The sequence below is a fragment of the Teredinibacter franksiae genome, from assembly GCF_014218805.1.
GTDB classification, from domain to species: Bacteria; Pseudomonadota; Gammaproteobacteria; order Pseudomonadales; family Cellvibrionaceae; genus Teredinibacter; species Teredinibacter franksiae.
The window spans coordinates 391,195-416,501 of sequence record NZ_JACJUV010000001.1 but is presented as its reverse complement, the minus strand read 5'-3'; the positions used below and the strand labels follow the sequence as shown (position 1 = coordinate 416,501).

Below are 25,307 nucleotides of genomic sequence, written 5' to 3'. Positions count from 1 at the left end.
AGCGCTGCGTTTACTTTTCGAGGAAGTGCCTTTTAATGCTTGATAAAATTAGTATCATACGAGATTACCTGAACGAGACCAAGACTCGCTGTACCTATAATGCAGCGGCTCAAGCGCTAGGCATTAAACCGGCCGAGCTTAAAAAGCTGATAGGTGATCGTAGACCCGAAAATTCTTGGTTCGTAAATGCAGGTGCAGGAGAGCCAGTAGGATACGCTGACAATGAAAAACATCCTGAGCTTTATCGGACGAAACGCATTATTAAATCCGCAGAGGTTTTAACTAGAAACCTAGAGCTGTGAAAGAATTGATGAAGCGGTCAGTGTTTGCCACTTTGTGTCGCTAGGGTGTAGTTTTATGCTAGGTGCTAGGTGCTAGGTGCTAGGTGCTAGGTGCTAGGTGCTAGGTGTTAGGTGTTAGGTGTTAGGTGTTAGGTGTTAAGTGTGAACTTGAGCGGCTGGAGGCGCACTTAATTTTTGAACTCGGGGTACCCTTAAACTTATATGGAGAGCCCTGAAGGCTTGATGGGTAATGGGCTGCTAGGTGATGTTGAGTGTTTTTCCGAGCGTTTGAATTTTACACGGGGTACCCCAGTGGCATACCCTTGATTTGGCGGGCTTCGTGGTTACATTAATGCGCCTATCGAAACTCAGCCTGATAATATTGGTGGCCGATTAGGGACGGCACGTTAATCGCTTGTTACCCTAGGAATTATTGTTCTGAAAATAATTTTAATGCGGCTGTTTGGAAGCAAGTTTTATTGCTTTCGTTTTGCCGTTGGAAAAAAGAGCAAGTTGGGCGCGTATTGTGGGTGAGTTTTGGCGTTCTCAAGAGTATAGGTTCCGAGCTTAATTACATTGGTGAGAGTTGAAGTTTGAAATGATCATAGATATAGATAACTTGTCTGAAGAAGAGTTGGTTGAGCTCAACCACAAAATTGTTGAAAGGTTGAAGTTTCTAGATTCAATGCACGTTCATAGAGAAATGATGCATTTTAATCCGGGTGAGAAAGTGAGTTTCGAGCCAGCAGGCAGGGGTAGGCAAATCGGCACGCTAATGAAGTTTAATAAAAAAACGGTAACAGTCATTACGGATTCTGGCCAAAAATGGAACGTATCACCTCATTTGTTAAGTAAAGTTAAAAGCATGAAATCAAATAGAGAGGGATCGGCTAAAGTTATCGAGTTGCCTAGAAAAAAATAAATGCCTAACGTTACCCAAAAATGTGACTTCAATGCTGGCATCGCAGTGTTTGGTTTGTTTTTTGGGTAGACGCTAAGTGGATAACTTAGCGTTTTTTTGAGCCCTATTCCCTAGGTGCTATTTGGTTTAAATCAGCCGCATTACTTGTATTTGTTTATCCACTCTTTCACCTGGGGAGAGCCTGGCGCAATGCGGGATATTTGACTGAGGTAAGAGTATACATCTTTAGCTCTTCCGGCCTCGTCGAGATAGTAGATGAGGGTGGCCAGTGTCTCATATTGGTTTTTCCATTGCTCGTTCGACCGAATAAGTTCATTTATAGCGTTTTCTTTTTTACCGCTATCGTAAAGGGCTACGGCATATACGTATGCATATCTAGGCCTCGCGTCTAGTAGGCCGCCGGAAGAGGTTTTTAGGTATGGCATTGCTTTGCTGTACTGCTGATTACGAATGTAATGCAACCCCATTGCATGATGGACCGCTGCACTTTCAGGCATTGCGGCCATAGCCTTTTCAAATAATGGCAGTTCTTTATCTTTGTGCCCGGTGTTTCTTAGATATTCAGCGTAGTTTAGTAGGGCGGGTACGTAGGTTGGCGATATACGTAGAGCGTGGCGATAGGCTGCCTCGGCTTTTTCGTAATTACCCAGCTCGGTGTATAAACTTGCAATACGCAGTTGTGAAGACGGCGTATCAGCACTGAATAGCAGTGTCTCTTTCAGCTGATCTATGGCTGTTTGGAGTATTTTTCTTTGGTCATTGGGTATATCAAATAGTACGCCTGCTAAAGATATTGCCGCCTCGTCTCGTACGAATCGAACGTCGTCCTGAAGGAGTGGGCTTAGCAGCGTCCACCTTGTGGCGGGATCGACAAATATTAGGCTTTCAATAGCGGAGCGGCGAACCAGAGGGGCCGGTGATTTTAGTGCGTACTTGGCAGATTCAAGGGTGACTCTGGACGGAAATGCACCCAGGTGCTCTAAGGCCGTTGCTCGAATTATGTCGGGGAGCTCTTGGTCCTGGGCAATAGCTGAGAGTGTTCTCACCGACAGTACGTTGTGATTTCTTGCTTCGTGGAATGCGCTTGTCCATTTTTCATTTTGAGGTTTTACACCGGCTTTTTCGAGCTGTGTAACCGCCCATTCGTTACCTTTTTCTTCGTGGCAATTACTGCAAGCATTGGGCACGCCAAAGTCGATTGATGCTTGGGGGTTTGGTATGGCAAAGCTGTGATCTCTACGGGGGTCGACGCCCATGTAGGTTGTTTCAGGCATATGGCAGTCCACGCAGAGGGGAGCGGGCGATTTGGCATGGAGGTGATGGGACGGTTTATCGAAGGTCTCGGGTGCGTGGCACTGGGCGCATACGGCCTGAGGTTCTGCTATTAGCTTTCCGCTATGTGGGTTGTGACAGTTCAGGCAGGTTACACCGGCTGTATGCATTTTGCTTTGTAGAAAAGAGCCTAATACATAAACTTCGTCTTGGATTTGTCCGTCTGGGTGGTAGAGACCGTTGATGATGCTTTGATGCCTATATTTTTGGTTGTAGTCGGTAAAGGTGTTGGGATCAGTAATACCGAAACGCCTAGAGTGGCAACCACCACACATGTTGATGTGATTTTCACCGGTTGATTTGGCGTCTGAGGCATAGGCTAACCCGGTGTTACTATTGGAGTAGGTTTTTGCATTCACTAGATCTATATGCTTGCTGCCTTGCCCGTGGCATGCTTCGCAGGCAACATTTATTTCTGACCAGCTAGTATCATAGCTATGTGATTCGGCGTCGTAGTTTCGTTCTAAATTAGTGGAATGACATTCAGCGCAACGGCTGTTCCAATTTTGCACATGGGCCCCCCAAAAAAACATGTTGTCGGGCGTCATGTTTTCTTCCGGTTGAAGGTGAAACCAGCGTTGACCTCCATCCTTCTTTGGTCGGCTATCCCAGCTGACGTTCATGGCTTGTAGGTGGCCATCGCCAATGTCTGCTAAATACTGTTGTAGAGGAAACCAGCCGAAAGTATAGGGAATGCTGAATGTTTCGTTTTTGCCGCTTTTGCCGATAGTCTCTACGTAATATTTATTGTTTTTGGTGAAAAAGCGGTGACTAACCTTGTTGAAAGTTACAGTCTTTCCGGAGAAATCCCCTAAAACGGTACTTTCATTGGCAACCGCCATTGCTTTGAAGTGGTCCGAGCCTACCCATGAATCGTACTGCTCTTTATGGCAACCTTCACAGGCGCTAGAGCCCACCCATTCAGCTTGAGCCCATTCGGTGAAAAAAACCAAAACACAAATGGCAAATATTAGCCGCTGAATACTTTTACGGGGCGAGATGTGTTGATTGCAGTTTGGTAATACCATGAGTTTAATATGTCGTTAGTCGGCGATATTTAAGGGAGCTTGTTCGTACACCATAAAAACAGTGCGCTTAACCCATGTTGGTTAATGACAATGGGGCGTTTTATCACTGGAAAGGCTAGGCTTTAGCGCTGTTCCGAATAGTAATGCTACTTATGCTGTTCGAGCTACTGAGATACCCAAGGGGTATTTCGGTTATTGGAGGGAGCAGGGTTGAGCGTTATTTCAGCTGCTTTATACCAATTCGGCGGCCATTTTACAGGGTTTTTTCGCGAAAGTAATAATTTCGCTTGGTTAATGCTAATTGTGCCTGCGACTTCAGTGCTATGTGGGTGGTGGGCGGCGAGAACCACAAGGCGCCGACAAATGCTGGCACACTGGTCATCAGCATCGTATGCCTGTTCAAGCGTTAGCTTACCTCTGGAGAAGGCGATTCGGTATAAGCTGTTGAGTGCAAGTTTATAATCCTGATTGTGGATGGCTTTAATAAATAGCGTTTCTTCCTTGGGGGCCAGCTTCGTTCTATTTTTTATGTAATTAATGTAAAAATATAAAATCGCGGCAAGTAGTGCGAGTATCGATAGCCATAATAGAGTGCTTGTTAAAACCGTTTTGTTGGTGGGCAAAGAGAATGCAAGCGGGGAGGTAGGACCGGCAGAGATTTTTACGCTTTCAGTTGTCTCTTCATGGAGTACCTCATTGTTGAAGTCCCACCAATAGAAGCTGTGGACAGGTAATTGATAAGTTCCGGGCCGTTCTATGGTGTATATAACGCGATCAATCCGCTCCCCCTGTAGTTCGCCTCTGTTAGAGTTGTCTTTAATTATGGGCTGCTCTCGATAAATCGCGAGCCCTGCTATATCACCAATTTTTGGTGGACTTAACATCATGGCGGGTGTATTGGTTGCGGTTTGACGGATAGTTCTAATAATCGCGTCTCCGGGAGCATAGGTATCTTTTACACCCTCTAGGCTTGCTGTTAGTGTGTAGTCTTCGGTGGCAATCCAATTTTTCGGCGTATCACTAATGGGCAGGTCTGCTACGTTGAAGCTTATGGGGTTTGTGACATATTGCCCTTCTACAATGCCATTTTCATCATTTAGTGATAATTGCACGACTATGCCAGGGATAGAAATTAGGCCCGGTTTACGCGGGTAGAGGCGCAGGTGCCATTGTTGTGTTGTCCATGTGTCGCCGTTAATTTTTTCTGAATAATTGGTTGCGAATTGCGATGCTTGTTGCACAATTGCGTTGTCGACCGTCGGTAAACTTAGTCGGGAGCCTTTCGCGAACCAACGATAAAAATGTATATTAACGGAGAGGGCAATGGGCTGGCCGACATAATAGTTTGACGTTTTCTCGGCGGTTAAATCTATTTTTAATGTGCCGTCAGCGAGAAGCTTTTCTATTGTGGCTGCGTGTACCATATTGCCAAATAGCATGAACAGCAGTAAAACTAATTTTTTCATTGTTTTTCGCCCAAATCGGGGTTTATAGGCTGTTCTAACAGTTGTTGCTCTAGCTGCATTAGAAATTTTATTTGCAAAAATCTGCTTGGGTTCACCTGCACTTGGCGCATCCACATTTCCATTAACGCTGGATCTTGTAACAATTGGTCGGCGTCCAATTGAGCTTCTTCGGTGAGTGAAAACACTGTGCGCTCGTCACCCTCAGATGATTCAGGGCCGGTTTCGTCGGAGGAGCTTGAATCCCCAGATTCAGCAACTTGGCTTTCAGACAGCTGAGTGTTCGCATCGATTATGGCTTGAACAAGGGGGATATTTGTTTTAGCGGCTGAATTGTCTGGGTATAGTTCGAGAAGAGTTTTGTAAATGCGTACAGCTTTAACATATTCACGGCTGTGAGCCAGTGAGTTAGCGGTTGCCAGTAGGCCATGCTCATTATCGTATTGGGAAAACAAAGTGGCCGACGCTGTAAACTCTTCACTGGCGTAGAGTGCAACCGCTTGTCTATAGGGGCTCTGAAAGTGTTGTGAAGCCTTTTGATAGTGGCCCAGGTTAAACAGTATTTGGCCATACTGGTCTGGCGTAACCCATAAATAAATAAACTGAATAGGGTTAAGTGCCGCCCATAGGAAAAAGCTTAAGGTCAGTGACCAGGCTAGAATTTTTAGCTTTTGGGTATATTTGATTCTAGAATTTACCACTGTAGTGTCCACCCTTTTCGGAACCAGAGCAGAAAAATCATTAACATCGGCCAGATAAGAACATATCCGGATTCTTGCCAAGGTCGACTTTCTTCTTCGCTTAGTGCGAACGCATTATTGATTTTTCGCAGTATCTTCTCGATATCATTTTTGTCTGTTGTTAGTGGTTGGTAGTATCCGTTAGCTGTATCGGCTAGGGCCTCAAGTTGTGCATTTTGTAACGGTATAATGCTTGAGCTAATACCCTCAACGGCCTCGTCATTGAGGGTTTGTTGGGTTTTGCCTATGCCCCATACTAATAAGCGATGCTGGCTATTCTCGAAGTAATGCTTAAAGGCTGGTAGAGAATTTTCGGTCATACCATCGGTAATCAATAATAATGTTGTGGGTACATCCGTATGGCTAACGAGTCCATCAATTAGTTTGAAAACATTTTCGGGGCGTTTGCCTTCACGAGGTAGGGAACCAATGTCTAAAGCATCAAGGTAGTGGCCAATAACATTCCGGTCGTTGCACAAAGGGATTACGGTATGAGCAGTTCCTGCATAGGCAATGAGCGCGGTATAAGCGTCCCCTCGTTGTTCTAATAAATCGCCAACTTTTTGCTTTACACGCATTAACCGACTTGGCTGTACGTCACTTTGTGCCATGCTCTGGGAGAGGTCGATTGCGACGATTAAAGAGGCTCTGTCGGTTGCAAAAGGCGATGGCTTTTGCTTCCAGCTTGGCCCAGCCAGTGCAATAGCTAGGGGGATGGCAACAAAAAGCATTAGCCCAATTGGGCTGTAAAGCCGACGTTGGCTACCTTGTACAATGAGGTGTTGTAATAGGTGAGGCGCAACATGGGCTCTCCATTGTTGCAGCATGTCAACACGGTTAACCTGAAAATAAAACAGTAGCGCGAACGGTATTAAACTGAGCAGCCAGGCAGGCCTTATAAAGTGAAAGTGCTCAATAGCGTGTGTTAGTTCAGTCATTCGTATACCTTTTGCGCCGCCTTTGTATTTGCCCGAGCAACGCGTAAACAGGTAGTGTTAGCAAGAATAGTGCGGCAAACGCTGCAAGTGGAATGTAGTAAATATCCCGTTTAGGGCGGTAAGAGAGGGATTCGTAGAGCTCCGGTTCCAGTTTGTCAATTTCTTGGTAAGCCTGTTCGAGGGATGCTCGGTCGAGAGCTTCGAAATACTTTCCTCCAGTTGTTTCGGCAATGACTTTTAGGGTGTCCACATCTACGGCATCTTCGCCAATACTTGTGGGGTCGCCCATGGCTATTGGGTAAATACTTACGCCGTTTGCACTAGCGACTCGAGCCGCATCCATTGGCGGTACTTTTGAGCCGGTATCGTTGCCATCCGTCAAGACTATCAATACACGGTTTTCCGATGCAGACCCTTGGAAAGTACTGATCGCCAAGCCTATGGCGTCGCCAAAGGCGGTACTCTGACCAGCCATGCCAACTTCGGTCTCAATCAGTAAGTGTTGAACGGTGTCGAGGGCATCGGTGAACGGGGCCTGAAGGTAGGGCGCATCGCCGAAAACAATTAACCCTATACGATCACTTTTTCGAGCGGGAATAAACTGTTGTAAAACTTGTTTAACGGCGGTTAAACGATCGATAAGCTGGCCTTCGGAGTTTGTAAAGTCCTCGGCCGCCATAGAGCCTGATAGGTCTACAGCAAGCATTAAATCTCTTGCTGATTTTTTTATTTCTATGGGTTCGCTTACCCATTGGGGTTTTGCCGCAGCGGTAGTAATGAGCACCCAGGCGAGCACTAATACCAGCCCCTGAAACCATTTCCGTTGCAGCACACTGGCTCCACGGCTGGGCTTTGCTCCGCTGATGGTTACAAGCTGCTGAAAATAGGGGACTTGCAGTGAATCCTTTGTCTCTTTGTAGGGCGGGATAGCAAACGCCATAATGAGAGGTAGGGGTAGCAGAGCGAATGCCCAGAGGTGCTCAAACTCAATCATTTGGCCACCTGTGATGTTTTATCCATTCAACGAATTGATTCCAGTTTTTTTCTTCCAGTAAATTATTCAGTTCGCTTTTAGGCGCAAAACCACATTTATACAGTATATCTATAGGCTCAGTTTCAAACGGTGGCCCCGGGTAGGTATCACTGAGAAAAACACACCAGCTGTTTCCCGTAAGGGCTGCGATTGTTGTTCGTGGGTAGACTTGAAGGGCTGTTGCTTTAAGTAATGCAGGAAGTGCGCGAACGGATGTTGTGTCACCCTGCTGGTACGCGTTTTTTATTTGTTTGAGCTGGTTAAGTGACACGAGGCGATAAAGGTTAGCGCGATAGTGTTGGTATTTACGATAGCCAATCAAAAAAAGCCACGCAATAGCTGCTAGTAGCAATATAGCCCATCCAATTGTTTGGGGGAGAAGTGATACTGATTCCGGCAGTAGAATTTCTTCAATACCGCGTATGGCGTAATTGCCCCAGCCTTCGGAAAACGGCAAAGAAAGGGGCTCATTATTGACTACTGTGTACATTTTTAGGTTCGCCCTCCCATGGCCGATATGAGTTGCTTCGAAGCCGGTGAAAGTGTGTCTATTATGAGCAAAGGGATGGTGTGTTTTCTAAGATCGCGCGCCATTTCACCTAAACGATCGGCGTAGGTTTTCTTGAAGGCATGCTGTATTGTATGTGTGCTGGTTCGAGTAGCAATTTGAAGATCACCGTCGCTTACAATTAGCTGCTCCATCGAGGGCAGATTTTTTTCTCCGGGGTCAACAATATTGACGGCAATCAGGTCATTATGTTGACTAAGCTTTCTCACCAGATCGCTTGTTGTTTTTTGCCAGCCAGTACCATCACTTATGAGAATAACTAAGCTGTCTTGCTTGGTAATGTTAGAAATCCTCTGTAAGGCTTTGTCGAGCATTGCGGCTTCGCTTTGCACGCCGGCTATAAGTTTCTGATTAAACTCGACAATTTTGTGGAGCATTTCCAGTATATGCCGACGGCTCCGTTGTGGTGCATGGGTATAGATATCGGAGTCATTGAATACTACCCCACCGATACGGTCGTTTAATGATGTTATCCGCCAGGCAATTAGCGCTGCAATTTCAGCCGCGATTACAGACTTCATTGCACTTTGAGTACCAAAAAACATAGAAATTCGTTGATCTACGAGAATAAAAACATTTCTCTCTCGCTCCTCAGTGTAAATTCGTACGTGTGGCTTTCCGGTTCGGTTGGTAACTTTCCAGTCCAGGGTGCGAATATCATCGCCGGGTCGATAATGGCGTAATTCTTCGAAGTTTAGCCCTCTGCCCCTGAGGCGTGAGGCGTGGCGCCCGGTCAAAATACTACGCGCCGGTTGGCGAGTATTGAAGCTGAACCCCTTGGCTCGGTATTCCATGCGCGACAGGGTATCTAGATTTGTATAGATTCGGCTGTCGTCGGTGGCCACTGGTTTTTTAGTGCGTATTCGTGAAAATCGGATCACCGGGTTATACCGCTACGTTTTTCAAAATTTCGTCAATTACTTGATCCGGGTCGATCTGCTCAGACAGTGCTTCGTAGGTTAGGATTAGCCTGTGCCTAAGCACGCTATGGGCGACCGCGCGAATGTCATCGGGGTCAACGGTATTTTTGCCTTGAAGCCAGGCGCGGGCCCTTGCACAGCGGTCGAGTGAAATACTAGCGCGAGGGCTGGCACCAACACTTATCCAGTCTTTTAGGGGGGCGTCTGTATAGCGCTGCGGGTCTCGAGTGGCCATAACGAGAGCAACTAAATATTGGTCTATGACGGGGCTTACTTCGATTTTGCGAATTTCTTCACGTGCAGAAAAAATGACGCCTTGATCGATTGCCTCGATTTTTGCTGAATTTGCAACATTCTCCTCGCCGCGCATTAAATTAATGATTTGTAATTCTGCATCGTCTTCAGGGTAATCAACTCTTATTTTCATAATAAAGCGATCCATTTGAGCTTCGGGTAGAGGGTAAGTCCCTTCTTGCTCAATTGGATTTTGAGTGGCCAACACCATAAAAAGCTCGGGGAGCTTATAGGTTTTACCGGCCACGGTAACCTGGCGTTCTTCCATGGCCTCCAGTAAGGCGGCTTGTACCTTTGCTGGTGCGCGATTAATTTCGTCGGCTAATACGAGGTTGTTAAAAATGGGGCCCTGCTGAAAAGATAGAATTTGCTTACCATCCAGCTCTTGATAAATTTCTGTTCCCGTCACATCAGAGGGTAATAAGTCTGGTGTAAATTGTACGCGGCCCATCGAGGCTTGGAGAGTTTTTGATAATTGTTTGATCGATCGTGTTTTTGCGGTTCCAGGTAAGCCTTCCAGCAATACATTGCCGTTTGTCAAAAGTGCGATGATAAGTGTCTCAATGACGTGGCTTTGACCGATTATGGTTTGTTCCATTGTCGAAGCAAGGGTGTGTATAGCTTGGTGTGAAGGGGAGGGCATAAAAGTACCTTTGTAAGCTATAGGCCCCCAATACCTGGAGGCTTACAGAAGTTTTTAATAGAAGTGCCCTAAAGATTAATGCTGGAAATTATTAGGGGTGCCCTTAATTCCCAGCCCCGCAGGGACTTGTGTCATTGTCTCCATTCCCAGATCAATACTAAATTTTCCGTATTCTAGTTTTATTCTTGACGGGTGGCGAAAGCATAACAAAGTCCACCATGGTTTTGTGGCTACTTTTTTGTAGCCTATCGTCAATATTTAGCATGCACGGGCGCTAGGAGTTTAACCGAGCAAAATGGGTAATGCCAACCTAAACACCTGCTTTATTGTTGGCTTCTTAGATGCATGAATAGAATGGCGGATAAGATTTAGGGATGAATTTGTTCGGGGCTGCTTGTTGTTGTCGAAGCCGCGCTAATTGCGTAGTAAGGCATGCTAGGTCGCACCCTGTGCGGCTTTGCGTGCGATCCATACTTTGTTTCGCCAGCCCACCAGCATGCCGGTTAAAATTGCAGAGCATAAACATAGGAAGTAAAGTTGGGGTCCAATCCCGATGAATTGGGGTGCCTTTAATTAGGTATGCTGAGGTATAAGCAAGAGCCCTATTGATAGCCGTTATCTATAAGCGTTGGTAGGCATAATGCTGACGGTTTTGTGTGTTGTATAACCGGGTTGTACAGGAAATGTACGCATTTCATTTCTGGTGTTTTCCACAGGCAATATCGTTGTAAGGTTGAACCGTTGAAACCGCTATATTTAGTGCTGGTTTTGGGGGCGATAGGCTCTGAAAAGGTGAGCCTATGGGCGGCGACCATTATCGGTTTTGATTGTAATGGCAGGCAGGCAGGCAGGCAGGCAGGCGGGCGGGCGGGGGTCGACAACTCGCTCTTAATGCGAGAATAAGCATGGTTTTTTCGATGTGATGATACTGGAAGCGTTTCCTGTTGATAAGCTTAACCAGGTTATTAAAGAAGCGCTTAACCGGGCTGAAACGGGCGAACTTGTCATTCGATTTAGAGCGAAATAATTAAACTATGTTGCCAAATGGGGTGGCCACCCCTTCAATCTAGATGGGAAGCCATTTAAGGGGAATGAACTCGAATTCGAGGTTGTTGGTGGCGTGATAAGGCTGGTATTACGGAGTGACTGAGCTTTGTTGGGGGTTTAGAATTAGATGGTTATAAAATCTAAACTAGTGGATAAGTAGGGGAGCAAGTGGGTACAGGGCGTAATAGCACCGCTCCGACTAATTCTATCGAGCCTGGGAGCTTAGTTTTATGCTCAATGTGTTGTTATGTAACAGGGGCTGTGGGCTAAGTCGGACATTTTTCTAGGCAACTAAATTTCAAGGATAAATAATGACGTTGAAGCAAAAACTAAACTTGAGTAATTACTCTAAATTGATCGTTGCAACAGCAATGCTTTGTTTCGCAGGGTTGGTTTCAGCGGGTAATAAACCTAAATTAATCCTGCAGATAACGGTTGATCAGTTTCGTGGCGATATGCCCACTCGCCATTATAGTCAGCTGGGTGAAGGCGGGCTAAAGTATTTACTGGATAATGGTGTGGTATACAAAAATGCGCACCATGCCCATGCGAACACCGAAACTATTGTGGGGCATGTAACACTTGCAACCGGCGCGCATCCTTCTGCACACGGAATGATAGGCAATATCTGGTTTGACCGGTCCACGGGTGTTACGGCTTATAACATTGAAGACCCAAGCTATAAACTGCTAACCGCTAATGCGGATGTCGACGCAAGTACAGAGATTGACCCAACCCAAAAAGCGGCATCCAGTGATGGGCGATCACCAGTCTCCATTCTGACCACTACGTTTTCAGATGAGCTTTCTTCGTTAACAGCGGGAAAAGCAAAAGTATTCGGTATATCTGTTAAAGATAGAGGTGCGGTGTCTATGGCTGGCCATTCCGGTAAAGCCTTCTGGTTTTCCAAAGCTAGCAATGAATTTGTTACCAGTAGTTACTATTATGAAAAGTACCCTCAGTGGGTGGTAGATTGGAACGCAAAAAAACTACCTCAACAATATTCCGGTAAAGCTTGGGAACTTATGCATCCAAAAGACAGCTATTTGTTTGGCGATAGGGATGATCAAGAGTGGGAAGTTGATCTGGCTGGGTATGGGCGAACTTTCCCGCATAAGTTTGATACGACTGAAAATAAGTATTTTTCGACCTACCTTACAATAAGCCCTGCCGGTGACGAGTTAACAGTGGCGTTTGCTAAAGCGACTATTGATGCTGAAAATCTTGGTGGCGATGATATTACTGACTTTTTAGGTGTTAGTTTATCGGCAACTGATTATATTGGGCATTTTTTCGGGCCTTCTAGCCTGGAATCGGAAGACAATATCTTGCGCCTTGATCGTAGCCTTAAAGACTTGCTTGCGCATGTAGAGAAAACTGTTGGGCTGGACAACACCTTAATCGTTCTATCCTCTGATCACGGTGGCCCCGAGGCGCCGGGTTATCTAAACTCAATGGGAATACCGACCGGTTATGTGTCCCCCGACAGTTGGGATAAGCAGCCCGCTATAGACAGAATTAAAAAGAAGTTTCGTATATCTGGAAAGCTTATAGACGCTTATGACCATCCCTATGTCTACTTGAGTAATGAGGTGATCAACAACAAAAAAATTGATTTGTTGGCGTTAGAAACGGCTGTGGTAGAAGAGTTGATACGTTTACCGGGTGTCTCGGCTGCGGTTTCCAGCACGGCTTTGGAGCGCGGACTTCTAGCGGACAATTACATTACTCGAGCGGTGAGCCATAATTACCATCCAAAGCGTTCAGGGAATGTTTATGTGGTTTTTGACCCGGGTTGGTTTATTAACGATTTGGACGGCCTCTCTGCGGCAGTGGTGCATGGTTCGCCGTGGGCATACGATACTTTTGTGCCGATTATCTTCGCGGGCCACAACCTAAAGCCTCGGACAATTTCACGCAGAGTACATACGGTTGATGTAGCTCCCACGTTGTCGAATATTGTTGGCGCCAATCCTCCGTCAGGCGCAAGCGGGAATGTGCTATTGGAGGTAGTCGAGTAACCGTCAAGTAACAAAACAAGCTGAAGGTTTAATTTCGGTGTTGTTGGCTAGTTACAAATTCGGTGAGCACTAAGCGTCGCTTTTTTGGGGGGCACTCATTAAACGGAAATGCGCCAACAAATGTTGTAGTCGCAAGTAATTGATAGCGGTGTCCTTAAGGGCACCTCTATTCTCGGGTTGAAGCCAAAATCAATCTCGGGCTATACCGGCTGAGCCGTTATTTATAGTATCTATTGCTGGCACTTTTTAACTCAAAAGTTCCTGTGCTCCTTATTCTCTGTTCTCGGCCTACCTTTAGTGGAACTGCAAATCCAATGATCTCCAAGCAAACTGCGCAGATGAAGGTTTTTGCTCGCCCAGTACTGAATAATGTGGTGTATGGGTGTAGTAATCGCTCGCCGGGGAGGAATCTTCATAGCTCAATCGCCGCATGGTGGCCTTATAGACCGTAAAATCCAGGCGTGTGGGTGGGTGGTTATTATTATTACCGCATCTGGGTGTTTGATTGATTAATGTGTGTCATGGGCTACAAGGTTATTTTTAGGGTTGGGGTTAGCGCGCGTCCCCATCGGTTGTACGGGGGGTTGTCTTTACAGCGGAAAGATCTTGCCAATGTGGGGGGTACATGAGTAATCTCTCGCCTTAACGCCATGCGGCATGGATTGGCTCTGTGGCTGTGGCTGTGGCTGTTGTCGAATGTCGTATGCAAATTGGTTGGCGTTATAGGGTTTAGTTTAGGGGATACGTTGTATGAAAATTGGTTTTTTGGAGGATGACATTGCCCAAACTGAACTACTTCTTTCCTGGTTGGGGAGTGAGGGGCATGAAATTGTCCATGCTTCCAATGGCGCTGATTTTCTTAAAAACTTCGTTGCTGAACCTGTAGATTTGATCATTTTAGATTGGGAATTACCGGACACAACGGGAATCGAAATTCTTAAAGCGCTTAGGCAGCAGTTTGAGGCTAAAACCCCCGTTTTATTTACAACCCAACGAGATTCTGAAGAAGATATTGTTTCAGCATTACGTGAGGGCGCGGATGATTATCTGGTAAAACCTGTAAGGCAAGCCGAATTGCTCGCGCGTATTGCGGCATTGAGCCGCAGAGCAGGTATTAAGCAGGTAAGTGATGTCATTGAAGTTGGTCCAATAACGCTAGATTGCAAAGCGGAGTCAATATGTGTTGGCGATGAAACTTTAAAGGTGACAAGAAAGGATTACCTTGTCGCTTTACACTTGTTTAGGAATATCGGAAAAATTTTGTCTAGGGAATATCTGCTTAAAGCGGTATGGGGCACGGAAACAGGTTTGGATACTCGAAAAGTTGATGTGCACGTGAGTAGAGTGCGCCGTAGTTTAAAAATTAGCCCTGAAATGGGGTATACAATAAAGACAATTTACCAGCATGGCTATCGGCTGGAAAAAATAAACACTTAGGGATATAAGTTATGCCCGGAATAAAAAATTCCAAATTGTGTACGTTTGTATTTCTTGCGTTATCGTTTATGTATTCAGCTCAGTCGTCTGCAGAGGACTGGGTATACACCGTAAGGGCAGGAGATACCCTTTGGGGGCTTTGCATTGAGTACACAACGGTACAAAATTGTTGGCAGAAGATTGGCGCTTATAATAATGTTGAATACCCTCGTTCTCTTGCTCCAGGAACCCGTATTAAGTTTCCTGTAGCCTGGTTAAAAAACCAGCCTGCAGCGGTGGAATTGGTCTACATTCATGGATCTGTTAGTGTCTTAAGTCAGTTTGGGAGTGCAGATGCAGTAGCTCGTGTAGGTGTAACGGGCGAAACGCTGAGTATGGGCGCAGTAGTTGTAACCGGTGAAAATAGTAGTGCCACATTAAGGTTTGCGGATGGTGCTATTTTAGTACTGGAGTCCGATAGTAAAGTTGTTCTAGATTCGCTTTCACAGAATGGCGAAGCCGGAATGGTCGATTCCAAAATACGGTTATTACAGGGTAGTAGTAGTGCAAAAGTACCTGTTCGAGAGCCGCGCTCAAGGTTCAGTATTACATCTCCGTCGGCCGTTGCAGCGGTACGGGGAACAGATTTTCGTGTTACCACTTCGGACACTGAAGCCCCTGTTATGCGCGGCTCTGTATATGAAGGGTCAATCGTTGTGGTGGGTCATGGTGATGATGCTGCAGTACCGGTTGAAACGGGTTTTGGTGTAATGGCCGAACAGGGAAAGCCTGTTGGGCAACCACTTGAATTATTGTCGGAACCGACATTTACAACTGCGCCGGACGCGCAGTTTTATCCCCTTAAAATTGATTGGGGAAATATAGACGGCGCCGAGCATTACGTAGTAGAAGTGCTTGCCGACTCTAGCGACGCAAAATTAATTCAGCTTCACAAAAGCGAAGATTCTGAAGTTATTGTTCCCATGGATGAACCGGCCTGTTATCGCATTCGTGTTAGTGGGGTTGATAAAAAGCTATTTAAGGGGATGCCGGGTGAGATAAAACTCTGTGGTCAGCCTAGGCCAGAAGAACCCCCTGTACAGAAAAAGGATAGAACCAAGGAGGTAATGACCTTTCTTATTGTGCTATTACTTGTGGGCCTTTAAAAGTATTCTAGGTAACCCATTGTGAATCGACTTGTACATCTTGTATTACCGCTGATACTGAGCATGGTCGCGGTATTGGCTGTGAGCGGGAGTTGGTTTTCCTCTCTTGATTATTACCTTTTTGACCGCATTCAGTCACATAACAAAGTCCCCTCCCAGGACGATGTGCTAATTATTGCGATAGATGAATTTAGCACAGCACAATTGGGGCGTTGGCCCTGGCCAAGAAAGCGACACGCTGAATTATTGGATGTTCTAACCGATGCGGGCGTGCGTGTTGTTGTTTTCGATATTCTTTTCGGCGAGGCGGATCTTCTTCAGCCCGCCAATGATATAGCTTTTGCCAACGCCATTGAGCGTAACGGTAAGGTTATTTTACCTGTGTATTTTGAATCGCTCAGCTATCAGGGGCAATCTGTGGAGATCCCGCCCCTAGCGCGTTTCGCCAAGCACACGGCAGCTATAGGCCACGCACATATTGATTGCTCTGTGAGCGGCATTTGTCGCAGTGTTTATCTCAAAGAGGGTGTCGGCTCGCCGCATTGGCCTCATATGGCTTTGGCGCTGCACAACGTGGTTGAAAATGCGTCTAAAGAAAAAATGCAAATGGAGGGAGGTACGCCACTGCCCGGTTTGCGAGCCCAGCAGGTCGAAAAATATTCTCCGATGCTTATCTATCGCGATTTTAAAAATTTCGTGCCAATTATATCGGGTGGAGAAACCCCAATATTATCTTATAGCGATGTCCTTAAACGAAGAGTTCCTGCATCGGTCCTGAAGAACAAGATAATTTTCGTGGGTGCAACGGCTACAGGTATTCACGATGTGGTTGTAACGCCTGCGGGAAGAATGCCGGGGGTAAAACTTAACAGTTTTGTTTATCAAGCCATTAGAGGAGATAAGCTATCCCACGAATTGGGCGTTGGTACGGCATCATACATTACATTTTTTATGGTGTTTGTATTGTTGACAATTTTTTCCTTTTTACGTCCGTCCCACTTTTTTCTGCTAACACTCTTTTCTTCGGCCATGATTGTGGTCGTGTCTGCTTTTTTATTGTTGAAGCATAATCTCTGGTTCCCTCCTTCAGGGGTAATGGTATTTCTTCTGATTTTTTATCCATTGTGGAGTTGGGTGAAAATAGAGTTTGCGTTGCGTTTTTTACACCGCTCACTGCTCCGTATACAGGAGGAGGAAGAGAGTGGTGGTTTGGTTAGTGTGCAGAATGAACAGGGCGACATGCTGCCGTCGAGTGAACGGCTTAGTAAAATACTGTTTGGTACCCATTTTAGTGTTGAATCTAAGCTGAAGGGTACGGAGATTGTAACCAAAACTATTGAACAGTTTCGCCTCGCGAATCGGGGATTGGAAAGTGCTAGGCAGTTGGTTTTACAAAGCTTGGCAAACTTGCAGGAAGCGGTCGTTATATTTAACAAGAGTGGTGCGCTTGTGCTCAAAAATAAATTTGCGCAATCGCTTTTCCCCGGTATGAGTGAATCATTTAGTGTTGCTGAACTGGGTCATTCACTTTGCCTTGGTGAATCGTGCAGTTGGAGCGATATTGTTGCAGCGTTGAGTGACAACAAAAAGCCAATTAATATTGAAGGTTATTGTGAAATAGCTGAGGGGGGCAGTGATAGGGTAGAGCGTGTTGATTTGTACATTCAAGGTAAAAATATTGATATATCGAGACCTTCCTCTAATAAAGAGTCTAGTTCGGCAACCACCAACATTCTATTATTTACGTTTACCGATATTACTACACTGAAGAATAGTGAACGTTCCCGAATGGAAACAATGGATTTTATTTCGCATGATTTACGCTCGCCGATGGTTTCAATTATTGCGCTAATAGAAAAGCAAAGAATAATGGCAGGAGATAGCCAAACGGAACTCCAGGTGCTCGGTGAAATAGAAAAGTACGCTATTAGAAATATAAGTTACGCAGAAAGCCTTTTACACCTTAGTCGCGCGGAAGTGGCCAGCGCGGACAATTATACCACTAATGATATGCATGCCGTAGTTGACGCAGCGCATGCCTACGCAGTACCGCTGGCCCAGCAGAAAAACATAACGATGACGGTGGAGCGAGAGGATGTGGACATATGGGTATTGGCCGATACGGATCTCATTGAGAGAGCATTAATCAACTTGGTCACAAATGCTATAAAATACAGTGATGCTTGCACAAAGATAAAAATAAGTCTTGCGACTCATGATAGCGTAGTTGAGGTTCATGTTTGTGACCAAGGGCCGGGTATAGGTGAGCAGGATAGAGCTACGTTGTTCCAGCGTTTTAAACGAGGTATGCGTAAGAGCGCTGAGGGTGGTGCAGGCCTAGGTTTATATTTTGTAGAAACTGTGGTGCACAAGCACGGTGGTACCGTTAGCGCATACAATAACCCTACACTGGGCAGTACTTTTATTGTTTCCCTACCGCTAATTGCTCCAGCGGCGTAATGGCACCTCAGACACCCTAAAGCACTGCATGTGAGTGTGTTCCCCTAAAAATTTTACACGGTTTTACACACCTAATTTGTTTTTCTTCCCATACTACGCCTGAATTTCGAGGCCCACGAAGGCTTTCGAATTATCAGGGATAAATGGAGAAAACAGATAATGAAAGTACTTGGGCAGAAATCTAAAGAATTTAAATTGCAGCGCGCGGTAGTTGTTAGCTTAGCTGCATGTTTAACCGTAGCGAGTTATTCAGCGAATGCTGGGGATGTGCAGACAGAAGGTTTTACCTTAGCACCGTCGCTGGGATACCTGACGCACTCCGAATCACGGCAGGGTGCAGAAGATGCAGCTGATGCCAGTATTGCCGCCGGGTATCAGTTTGCAAGCCCCTGGGCCCTGGAGTTAGCTTATACCATCTCTGAACCCGGAAACCCAATTGCAAGCGGCGATCTTGACGCGAACCAGATTCGGTTAGATAGCCTCTACCACTTTGGAAAAAGCGGTAAAGCGCAGCCATATGCCGTGTTTGGTGTTGGTAAAAATGAGATCAGCGGCGGCCCGAACGACGTTGATGAAACACTATTGAATGCAGGTGTAGGATTAAAGTACCAGTTGTCTAAAGCCTTATCTATGCGTACAGATGTTCGTGCCATTGCAGGCTTGGATACCGACACAATGGAAACGGCGTTTAATTTAGGCGTGCATTATGTTTTCGGTAAAAAGGCAGCCAAGAGTAAGCCTGTATCAAAACCCGCCGCTGCGGCCGCACCCATGCCGATAAAAGTAACCGATACCGACGGTGACGGTATTGCTGATTCTGCCGACAAATGCCCCAATAGCGATGCTGGTTCTAAGGTGGATCAGAATGGTTGCTACAGAGTACTAAAGGAAGATGTGCGTGTTGAACTGAACATTCAGTTTGCCAATAATTCTGATGCAGTTGTAAGTGATTCATTCGCTCAAGTTGAAGAGCTTGCAACCTTTATGCGTGAATTCCCACTGACCAACGTTGAAATAAAAGGGCATACTGATGACCGTGGCGCGGCCACATACAACAAGCAGTTGTCACAAAAGCGCGCGCAAGCGGTTGCCGATATCCTGGTCGATAAATACAGCATCGATGCCAGCCGAATTACGGCAAAGGGATATGGTGAAGAACAGCCTGTCGCGAGCAATGATACTGCAGCAGGACGAGTCGCTAATCGCCGCGTAGAGGGTGTTGTAAGCGCCACGGTAGAAAAAATAATCAAGTAAAGTGTTGTTAAGTGGGGCTGGCGACAGCCCACTATATTATTTATTGGAGAAAAATAATGAGTATGCAAGATAATATTGAACAGTTGATGGAGAAGCTGCCAGAGATTGTGACCACATACGGTATAAAAGTTTTATTGGCTGTTGCGGTATTTGTTATCGGTAAATGGATAGCCAAATCCATTTCAAACCTAATGCAAAAAGGCATGGCGGCGAAAGGCGTGGATGCCACAGTAGCGGGTTTTACGCGAAATATAATTTACTATTGTTTATACGTTATAGTTATTATTGCTGCACTTGGGCAGTTAGGTATTCAAACGGCTTCCTTTGTTGCGATTATAGGTGCTGCTGGTTTAGCTATTGGCTTTGCATTGCAGGGTTCACTAGCAAATTTTGCATCCGGTGTTTTGTTGATAATGTTTCGACCCTTCAAAATAGGTGATTTTGTTGAGGCCGGTGGCGCAGCAGGCGTTATTACAGAGATTTCAATATTCTCGACAATCATGAAAACGGGCGATAATAAAACTATTATTATTTCCAACTCCGCCGTAATGGGTGGCAATATCACTAACTATTCGGCCGAGAAAGAACGTCGTGTGGATTTTACTGTTGGTGTTAGCTACAGCGCAGATTTGGATCTGGTGCGTAAAGAGTTGAATGCAATTGTAGAAGCCGAAGGTCGAATTATTACAGAGCGCGGCATTACTATAGCTGTTGGCGAGCTTGCTGACTCATCGGTTAATTTTGTTTTCAGAGTATGGGCCAAAACAGAAGATTATTGGGCCGTATACTTTGATATAAACGAAAAGATTAAGCGTCAATTCGATACCGCTGGTATTGAGATTCCTTTCCCTCAAATGGATGTACATTTAGACAAGTAGTTGTGTTTTTCGGCGCACTAATTGCGGTGTAATGCCTCAATTAGTGCGCAACAAAGAAGGAGAGGTTTGATTATGGATTCGGTAAGCACATGCGCAAGGTTTTTGATGATTCGCTTAAAGTTACGGCGAACAGAGCGGCAAGTAATACGGGACGTCGGCGTTCTTTTTGGGTGCTTAAACGCCAAAGAAAAATCGCGAGATTTGGCTAGACGGTTTCGTAAGTCACCATATTTAACGTCGATTCTTGAAACCTTATCTGCACGTGCAGCAATCAATAATCTTGAGGAAGAAGACGTTATTCAGCTATTCGATATCGGTTCTCTTGAGGTGTTTTCTGGAAAAATTGGCGTAGAAACAGTTGATGCTATAGCCGCACTCGGAGAGGTTATACCCGTTGTGGTGAAGCGCTCATTAGAATTGGAGGTAGAGCAGCCGTTGGATAGTGACTCTTTGGGTTCTTCTTGTCCGCCCGTAGGGAAGTAATTTAATCGGTATTTTAAGCGAATTGTTTCCACCTAAGCCTAGTTTTTTAAATTAATGGCTTAGTGTTGTTAGTCTAGTTCGGTGGACTAAACCTACAGGTTGAGTAGAGGGTTTTAGGACGATATGCATCCTGAATAGCGCTTTCGCTATTGCATAGTTCAAGCACTGGAATACCTTCATCTCTGTATGTGGAGGTAGCTGTTGAAGGCTCAGGTGTTTACCCGGTGTATTCAAGTAATCTTCGATCATTTCTTTTTCAATTATACCCACCAAACCTTGGAGTCGCTGCGTGCAGCATTTTCGAGTGCTGTTAGCCTTTTTGTTGATCATGTCGAGCAATTCGTAGCCCATGTTAGAATACGGAAATTGTGTACCTGATTGTCTGCCATAATGTGCGTTTATTATGCAATAGCATGATTTTTTGGCCGGATTAAGAGGTTGTAATTAGCAGGCTACAATCACAGCGCTTAGTTATTTTTACCTTGGTATAGAAAATAATGGAGAAAACAGATTGATGAAACTTGTTTATACTCGCGAAAATAAAATAATTGTAGAAAATGTACGTAATATTCTTGTCATTGAGGGTATTGAATGTGTGCTCAGGAACGAATTTTCGTCCGGTGGTATGGGAGAACTTTCACCTTTGGAAACATGGCCCGAGTTGTGGGTTCAAGAATCAGATTTCGTTGCTGCAAAGGCCTTGGTTGATGGTTTGAGCGAGGATTCCACCAAAGAAAGTTGGCACTGTTCAAGCTGTGGGGAGCAAAACGAGGGAACATTCGAGTTGTGTTGGAGCTGTCAAATAGAAAGATAGTAGGGTGCTCGTCAAGAGGTTTGTGTGGGGCAGGTAACGAGTCCTGTATTTTTATTCAGATGTTTTCACTGGCAAGCGCGGGAGGTCGAGTATAGGTGTTTCGTGGTGGTGGATTTTCCCGTGTCGCATCACTTGAATTTGTGTGGTTTCGTTGTTACTTGATTTGATGCTGACGTTTGGCGTTGGCCTAAAGTAATCTGCGGTGAATGCTGCGTAATGATTATAAAATTAATTTTTATGTTTTTGGCTTTTCTCCAATCCGTAAGGGTTCATGAAGTAGTATTGGAAGTCGGGTGAAATGTTGTTCAGGTAGGGGTTTTCTAAATAGAATAGCCGTCTGGTTTTCAGTTTTGAAAACTGTATAGCTTCGCCGTAGTGTTCCCGCCAGAGGTTTTGCATACTGCCGTCGTGGTAAGCGATATTTAATCCCTTTTGCACCCTTTCTTTAAGCGTTTTATTTTGGGCATGGGTAAAAAAGAATCGTGGTAGGTCGTAATAAATGGAAAAACTCTTATCGTAGGTTAGACCTTTCATGTCTGGTCGCTTTTTCCACTCGTGATATAGCTCATTAGCACCTCTACATAAATAGTCAAAACGGTTGTTGGCCACCATTTGGTGCATGCTTTCTACTTGAAGAATGTTGTATACCTGAAAGCCGTTGGCTTTAAGGATTTGGTGGTCCAGCCAGCTGTCCGGTTGGCCCATGGTTTTAGATTGAAGTTCTTTTAGCGTGCGGATGTTTGGGGATTTTTTTAGTACGTCTTCTGACGTGAAGCAGATTCTGTAACCGAATATACCTAGGTCGATTGAAATAGGTATATAGATTAACCCTTCATAATTGTCTTTGGTAGAATAGTTACTGCGAAAAATAAAATTTTCGATGGTGTTGTTACGAGATTTTTTTAAGGCCCGTCGTACTTCCATTGGTGCACTAGGCTCAAGGAAAAAAGCGCCATCTTCTTTTTGTGTTTTTCGGAGGGCTAGTTCGAGTAATTGGTACTCGTAGGACTGCGTGGGTTTTTCACGCATGAAGGAGAGGCGGTAGGTCACCTTGGTAATTGCAGCGGCTCGCTCACTAGCATTGTCACTGGCTGTTGTATATGGCACCAGTAGGTAACATAAAATAAAAACAATATAGCGATGTGCTCTCATCGGTTGGAAGCCAACAAGTAGCGGGTACAGTAAGAAGATTCTAAGTAATTCTCCCATCATCATTGTCTTTATCGAATTATAACCAGATCGTAAAGTAGGTTTAAAACCCCGGTATGGAATTGGTGCATCTACTTCGTTTACCGCGCCTGTGTGGCCCTGTAGAGGTCTGATGCTATTGGTGTCTCAATGGCAATAGGTACTTATCCTGCTGGTGGCCACGCTCACATAGAACACCCTCTCAGAGAATTGTCTTTAACGCCACAAATTTAGGTATATTTTCAGTCTTGCTCCACGAAAACAGGTTTTTTTGTATAAATACCTCGTCGTTGGCGGTATCTGACATTGATCACCGTATTGTGGAGTTGGCCTCGCTATGGCGGCGAGGTGAGCTTTTAACATTGTGTTTGCCAATCGTCTTAGTTCTACTCAATTCACCCTCTATAAGCGGCTTTTGCTCGCTCAGTAGGCTAGATAAAAACTGTTTAAAGGCACGTACTCGCGCGGTTTGTCTTAGGTCTGAATGGTGCAGCACCCAGGCCCCCCACTGTGACCGCGGGAGTGTAATAGGGGCTCGGTAAATGTGGGTATCGTTGAGCGTGTCTGGTAAATAGCAGGGCATACGAGCAATGCCTAAGCCCGCTTTAACGGCAGCGTACATAGAAGCCAAGTCATCTACTTTGAGTATCACCTTGCCCTTGGGGAAATGAGCGGTCACCCAGCTGGGGGGTTGAGTTTCATTCCGCCAAATAATGAGATTGGGTTGCTCTGGATCGTGGTTTACCGTACTGGAAAAATACACGCCGTGACGCATTCTTGCGAGCTCAACGCCAACGAGGTTGTCGGGTGGCGCAGGGGTAAGGCGTATTGCTATATCGGCTTCACGTGCAGAAAGGTTTTTTAACCCTGGGCTCACTATCAGTTCAAGTTCTACATCAGGGTACTGCAGAGTGAACTTTTCTAAGTAGGGGATAATACAGAAGTTGGCGAGGTCGTGGGGCATGGTTACGACAAGTTTACCCGAGAGGCGGGTATCGCCCGCATAAAGCAGGCGTTCTATCGCATGATTGTCCGCTTCTATGCTCAGGGCTTGGGTATAGATCTGTTCGCCGGCGTCCGTAAGCTGGTAACCGTCTGGTTGGCGGTTAAACAGTTTGATTCCATGGGTTTTCTCAAATGCGCCTATACGCCGTGCAACCGTTGAATGGTTAACGGCGAGGATGCGCGCAGCCGCCGAAAGGCTGCCGCTACGGGCCAATTCTATAAAAAATCGAAGGTCATCCCAGTTATTCATCTGTGCAATATTGCACAACTACTATGCATTTGTCGAGAATATGCGCGTAGCAACGTTCTGGTTATAGTTTACGTGTAAACGGCCGAACGCCAAAATTTAAACTTACGATGGAGTTAAAGAGTATGACAGCTTATGCGGTGGGTGAATTAACGGTTCACAACAAAGATTGGATGGAGGAATACACGCAGAAAATTGGCCCGCTTTTGAAAAAGCATGGCGGTGATGTGGTTGCTAAAGGGCAGCCCCTTCGTTTAGAGGGAAGTCGGGAGCTTCCTAACGTATCGATTTGTATTGCGTTTCCCAGTGGTGACGCTGCAAGGGGTTGGTATAACGACCCGGAGAATCAAGCATTGGTCACGCTTCGGCAAACCGGAGCCGATTTTGAGCTACTGCTTGTAGAAACAGGCACTTAAGGGGGTACAGAAATGTTAGGTACATTAAACAATACGGATTTGCCAAAGCTCATCAGTTTCCCTATTTGCCCTTTTGTACAGAGATCGGCCATTTTACTCGAATATAAAAATCAGCCGTATGAGCGTATCAATATCGATTTAGCTAATAAACCAGACTGGTTTCTGGCGTTGTCGCCATTGGCTAGGGTGCCAACGTTGGTTGTAAGCAGAGGTGAAAAGGGTGTTACTGCACTATTCGAGTCGTCGGTTATTAACGAATACCTCGACGAAGCCTATGGTAAGCCCTTGTTGAATGGCGATAGTCTGAGTAAAGCCCATTCACGAGCTTGGGTGGCCTATAGTGAGGCGCTAATTATGCAGCAGTATGCGCTAATGCTTGAGCAAAATGAGGAGCTGTTTCAAGTGAAGCTAGATGCTTTTTTAGCCGCGCTGAAAAAAATTAAACCCGCAGAGGGCAAAGCCTATTTTAATGGCGAAAGTTTTGGTTTGGTTGATGCCTCCGTGGCGCCGGTATTTACACGGTTGCAATGGTTACCTCAGTTGTTGGGCGTACTGAAAACAGAGGCTAAAACCGATAAGCACAGTACGTATTTACTGGGCTGGATAGACAGCCTAGTGAGCCATATCGCTGTACAGAATAGTGTTGCGGGCGATTTCGATGCACACTTCATTGATTACTTTAAGAAACGTAACAGTGTTGCGATTCAGCGCTGGGAAGACCTGTGCACCGCTGACGGATGTACATAGCAA

Annotated in this window: 22 protein-coding genes; 12 read left to right on the top strand and 10 right to left on the bottom strand. The window is 45.5% G+C overall.

Annotated elements, in window-relative coordinates; translation table 11 throughout:
• Positions 1-35: 35 nt before the first annotated feature.
• Together H5336_RS01765 and H5336_RS01760 are read left to right on the top strand one after the other, a co-directional pair.
• A complete protein-coding gene (locus H5336_RS01765) occupies positions 36-302 on the top strand; it encodes a hypothetical protein (RefSeq protein ID WP_185230839.1) in 267 nt (88 codons plus the stop codon).
• Positions 303-879: 577 nt separating this feature from the next.
• On the top strand, positions 880-1,203 hold the full coding sequence (locus H5336_RS01760; protein WP_185230837.1) for a hypothetical protein: 324 nt from the start codon (positions 880-882) through the stop codon (positions 1,201-1,203).
• A 140-nt stretch (positions 1,204-1,343) separates the two neighbouring features.
• Here the strand turns inward: H5336_RS01760 and H5336_RS01755 are convergent, their stop codons facing one another.
• The 8 genes from H5336_RS01755 to H5336_RS01720 form a co-directional block, all read right to left on the bottom strand.
• On the bottom strand, positions 1,344-3,563 hold the full coding sequence (locus H5336_RS01755; RefSeq protein WP_185230835.1) for an ammonia-forming cytochrome c nitrite reductase subunit c552: 2,220 nt from the start codon (positions 3,561-3,563) through the stop codon (positions 1,344-1,346).
• A gap of 164 nt (positions 3,564-3,727) precedes the next feature.
• Positions 3,728-5,029: a BatD family protein gene (locus H5336_RS01750; RefSeq protein ID WP_185230833.1), complete on the bottom strand. Its 1,302-nt coding sequence runs from the start codon at positions 5,027-5,029 to the stop codon at positions 3,728-3,730.
• Entirely contained in the window at positions 5,026-5,727 is a 702-nt protein-coding gene (locus H5336_RS01745) for a tetratricopeptide repeat protein (RefSeq protein ID WP_313555761.1), read from the bottom strand. The genes H5336_RS01750 and H5336_RS01745 overlap by 4 nt, the downstream gene beginning before the upstream one ends.
• On the bottom strand, positions 5,721-6,704 hold the full coding sequence (locus H5336_RS01740) for a vWA domain-containing protein (protein ID WP_185230829.1): 984 nt from the start codon (positions 6,702-6,704) through the stop codon (positions 5,721-5,723). Before H5336_RS01740 ends, H5336_RS01745 begins: the two co-directional genes overlap by 7 nt.
• The gene (locus tag H5336_RS01735) at positions 6,697-7,698 is read right to left on the bottom strand and encodes a VWA domain-containing protein (protein WP_185230827.1); all 1,002 of its coding nucleotides are present in this window, start codon (positions 7,696-7,698) and stop codon (positions 6,697-6,699) included. The genes H5336_RS01740 and H5336_RS01735 overlap by 8 nt, the downstream gene beginning before the upstream one ends.
• Complete coding sequence (locus H5336_RS01730) at positions 7,691-8,227, bottom strand: DUF4381 domain-containing protein (RefSeq protein WP_185230825.1); 537 nt, start codon at positions 8,225-8,227, stop codon at positions 7,691-7,693. The genes H5336_RS01735 and H5336_RS01730 overlap by 8 nt, the downstream gene beginning before the upstream one ends.
• Positions 8,228-8,229: 2 nt before the next feature.
• Complete coding sequence (locus H5336_RS01725) at positions 8,230-9,186, bottom strand: DUF58 domain-containing protein (RefSeq protein ID WP_221627962.1); 957 nt, start codon at positions 9,184-9,186, stop codon at positions 8,230-8,232.
• Between the two features lie 4 nt (positions 9,187-9,190).
• Positions 9,191-10,162 (bottom strand): AAA family ATPase, encoded by a 972-nt coding sequence (locus H5336_RS01720; protein ID WP_185230823.1) that lies wholly within the window; start codon positions 10,160-10,162, stop codon positions 9,191-9,193.
• A gap of 1,358 nt (positions 10,163-11,520) precedes the next feature.
• Here H5336_RS01720 and H5336_RS01715 point away from each other — a divergent pair.
• The 8 genes from H5336_RS01715 (at position 11,521) to H5336_RS01680 (ending at position 21,701) form a co-directional block, all read left to right on the top strand.
• Entirely contained in the window at positions 11,521-13,230 is a 1,710-nt protein-coding gene (locus H5336_RS01715) for an alkaline phosphatase family protein (RefSeq protein WP_185230821.1), read from the top strand.
• A 750-nt stretch (positions 13,231-13,980) separates the two neighbouring features.
• Positions 13,981-14,667 (top strand): response regulator transcription factor, encoded by a 687-nt coding sequence (locus H5336_RS01710; protein ID WP_185230819.1) that lies wholly within the window; start codon positions 13,981-13,983, stop codon positions 14,665-14,667.
• A gap of 11 nt (positions 14,668-14,678) precedes the next feature.
• Positions 14,679-15,812, top strand: a complete 1,134-nt coding sequence (locus H5336_RS01705) for a FecR family protein (protein WP_185230816.1) — start codon at positions 14,679-14,681, stop codon at positions 15,810-15,812.
• 21 nt (positions 15,813-15,833) lie between these two features.
• Positions 15,834-18,272 (top strand): CHASE2 domain-containing protein, encoded by a 2,439-nt coding sequence (locus H5336_RS01700; protein ID WP_185230814.1) that lies wholly within the window; start codon positions 15,834-15,836, stop codon positions 18,270-18,272.
• 159 nt (positions 18,273-18,431) lie between these two features.
• Complete coding sequence (locus H5336_RS01695; RefSeq protein WP_185230812.1) at positions 18,432-19,526, top strand: OmpA family protein; 1,095 nt, start codon at positions 18,432-18,434, stop codon at positions 19,524-19,526.
• Positions 19,527-19,582: 56 nt separating this feature from the next.
• On the top strand, positions 19,583-20,404 hold the full coding sequence (locus H5336_RS01690) for a mechanosensitive ion channel family protein (RefSeq protein ID WP_246438997.1): 822 nt from the start codon (positions 19,583-19,585) through the stop codon (positions 20,402-20,404).
• A 72-nt stretch (positions 20,405-20,476) separates the two neighbouring features.
• On the top strand, positions 20,477-20,887 hold the full coding sequence (locus H5336_RS01685) for a hypothetical protein (protein ID WP_185230810.1): 411 nt from the start codon (positions 20,477-20,479) through the stop codon (positions 20,885-20,887).
• A gap of 514 nt (positions 20,888-21,401) precedes the next feature.
• The gene (locus tag H5336_RS01680; protein ID WP_185230808.1) at positions 21,402-21,701 is read left to right on the top strand and encodes a putative signal transducing protein; all 300 of its coding nucleotides are present in this window, start codon (positions 21,402-21,404) and stop codon (positions 21,699-21,701) included.
• A gap of 228 nt (positions 21,702-21,929) precedes the next feature.
• Here H5336_RS01680 and H5336_RS01675 read toward each other — a convergent pair whose 3' ends face one another.
• Both H5336_RS01675 and H5336_RS01670 read right to left on the bottom strand, forming a co-directional pair.
• Entirely contained in the window at positions 21,930-22,808 is an 879-nt protein-coding gene (locus tag H5336_RS01675) for a transporter substrate-binding domain-containing protein (protein WP_185230806.1), read from the bottom strand.
• A 391-nt stretch (positions 22,809-23,199) separates the two neighbouring features.
• The gene (locus H5336_RS01670; RefSeq protein ID WP_185230804.1) at positions 23,200-24,144 is read right to left on the bottom strand and encodes a LysR family transcriptional regulator; all 945 of its coding nucleotides are present in this window, start codon (positions 24,142-24,144) and stop codon (positions 23,200-23,202) included.
• Between the two features lie 122 nt (positions 24,145-24,266).
• On the opposite strand from H5336_RS01670, the gene H5336_RS01665 reads away from it, so the two are divergent.
• Entirely contained in the window at positions 24,267-24,557 is a 291-nt protein-coding gene (locus H5336_RS01665; protein WP_185230802.1) for a DUF1330 domain-containing protein, read from the top strand.
• Between the two features lie 12 nt (positions 24,558-24,569).
• The gene (locus H5336_RS01660) at positions 24,570-25,304 is read left to right on the top strand and encodes a glutathione S-transferase family protein (protein WP_185230800.1); all 735 of its coding nucleotides are present in this window, start codon (positions 24,570-24,572) and stop codon (positions 25,302-25,304) included.
• Positions 25,305-25,307 lie beyond the last annotated feature (3 nt).

Coding starts and splice junctions, on each gene's coding strand:
- H5336_RS01755 (WP_185230835.1), bottom strand. CDS start 3,563: ATGGTATTACCAAACTGCAATCAACACATCTCGCCCCGTAAAAGTATT.
- H5336_RS01660 (WP_185230800.1), top strand. CDS start 24,570: ATGTTAGGTACATTAAACAATACGGATTTGCCAAAGCTCATCAGTTTC.
- H5336_RS01765 (WP_185230839.1), top strand. CDS start 36: ATGCTTGATAAAATTAGTATCATACGAGATTACCTGAACGAGACCAAG.
- H5336_RS01685 (WP_185230810.1), top strand. CDS start 20,477: ATGGATTCGGTAAGCACATGCGCAAGGTTTTTGATGATTCGCTTAAAG.
- H5336_RS01715 (WP_185230821.1), top strand. CDS start 11,521: ATGACGTTGAAGCAAAAACTAAACTTGAGTAATTACTCTAAATTGATC.
- H5336_RS01710 (WP_185230819.1), top strand. CDS start 13,981: ATGAAAATTGGTTTTTTGGAGGATGACATTGCCCAAACTGAACTACTT.
- H5336_RS01720 (WP_185230823.1), bottom strand. CDS start 10,162: ATGCCCTCCCCTTCACACCAAGCTATACACACCCTTGCTTCGACAATG.
- H5336_RS01730 (WP_185230825.1), bottom strand. CDS start 8,227: ATGTACACAGTAGTCAATAATGAGCCCCTTTCTTTGCCGTTTTCCGAA.
- H5336_RS01690 (WP_246438997.1), top strand. CDS start 19,583: ATGAGTATGCAAGATAATATTGAACAGTTGATGGAGAAGCTGCCAGAG.
- H5336_RS01705 (WP_185230816.1), top strand. CDS start 14,679: ATGCCCGGAATAAAAAATTCCAAATTGTGTACGTTTGTATTTCTTGCG.
- H5336_RS01665 (WP_185230802.1), top strand. CDS start 24,267: ATGACAGCTTATGCGGTGGGTGAATTAACGGTTCACAACAAAGATTGG.
- H5336_RS01735 (WP_185230827.1), bottom strand. CDS start 7,698: ATGATTGAGTTTGAGCACCTCTGGGCATTCGCTCTGCTACCCCTACCT.
- H5336_RS01680 (WP_185230808.1), top strand. CDS start 21,402: ATGAAACTTGTTTATACTCGCGAAAATAAAATAATTGTAGAAAATGTA.
- H5336_RS01740 (WP_185230829.1), bottom strand. CDS start 6,704: ATGACTGAACTAACACACGCTATTGAGCACTTTCACTTTATAAGGCCT.
- H5336_RS01750 (WP_185230833.1), bottom strand. CDS start 5,029: ATGAAAAAATTAGTTTTACTGCTGTTCATGCTATTTGGCAATATGGTA.
- H5336_RS01670 (WP_185230804.1), bottom strand. CDS start 24,144: ATGAATAACTGGGATGACCTTCGATTTTTTATAGAATTGGCCCGTAGC.
- H5336_RS01695 (WP_185230812.1), top strand. CDS start 18,432: ATGAAAGTACTTGGGCAGAAATCTAAAGAATTTAAATTGCAGCGCGCG.
- H5336_RS01760 (WP_185230837.1), top strand. CDS start 880: ATGATCATAGATATAGATAACTTGTCTGAAGAAGAGTTGGTTGAGCTC.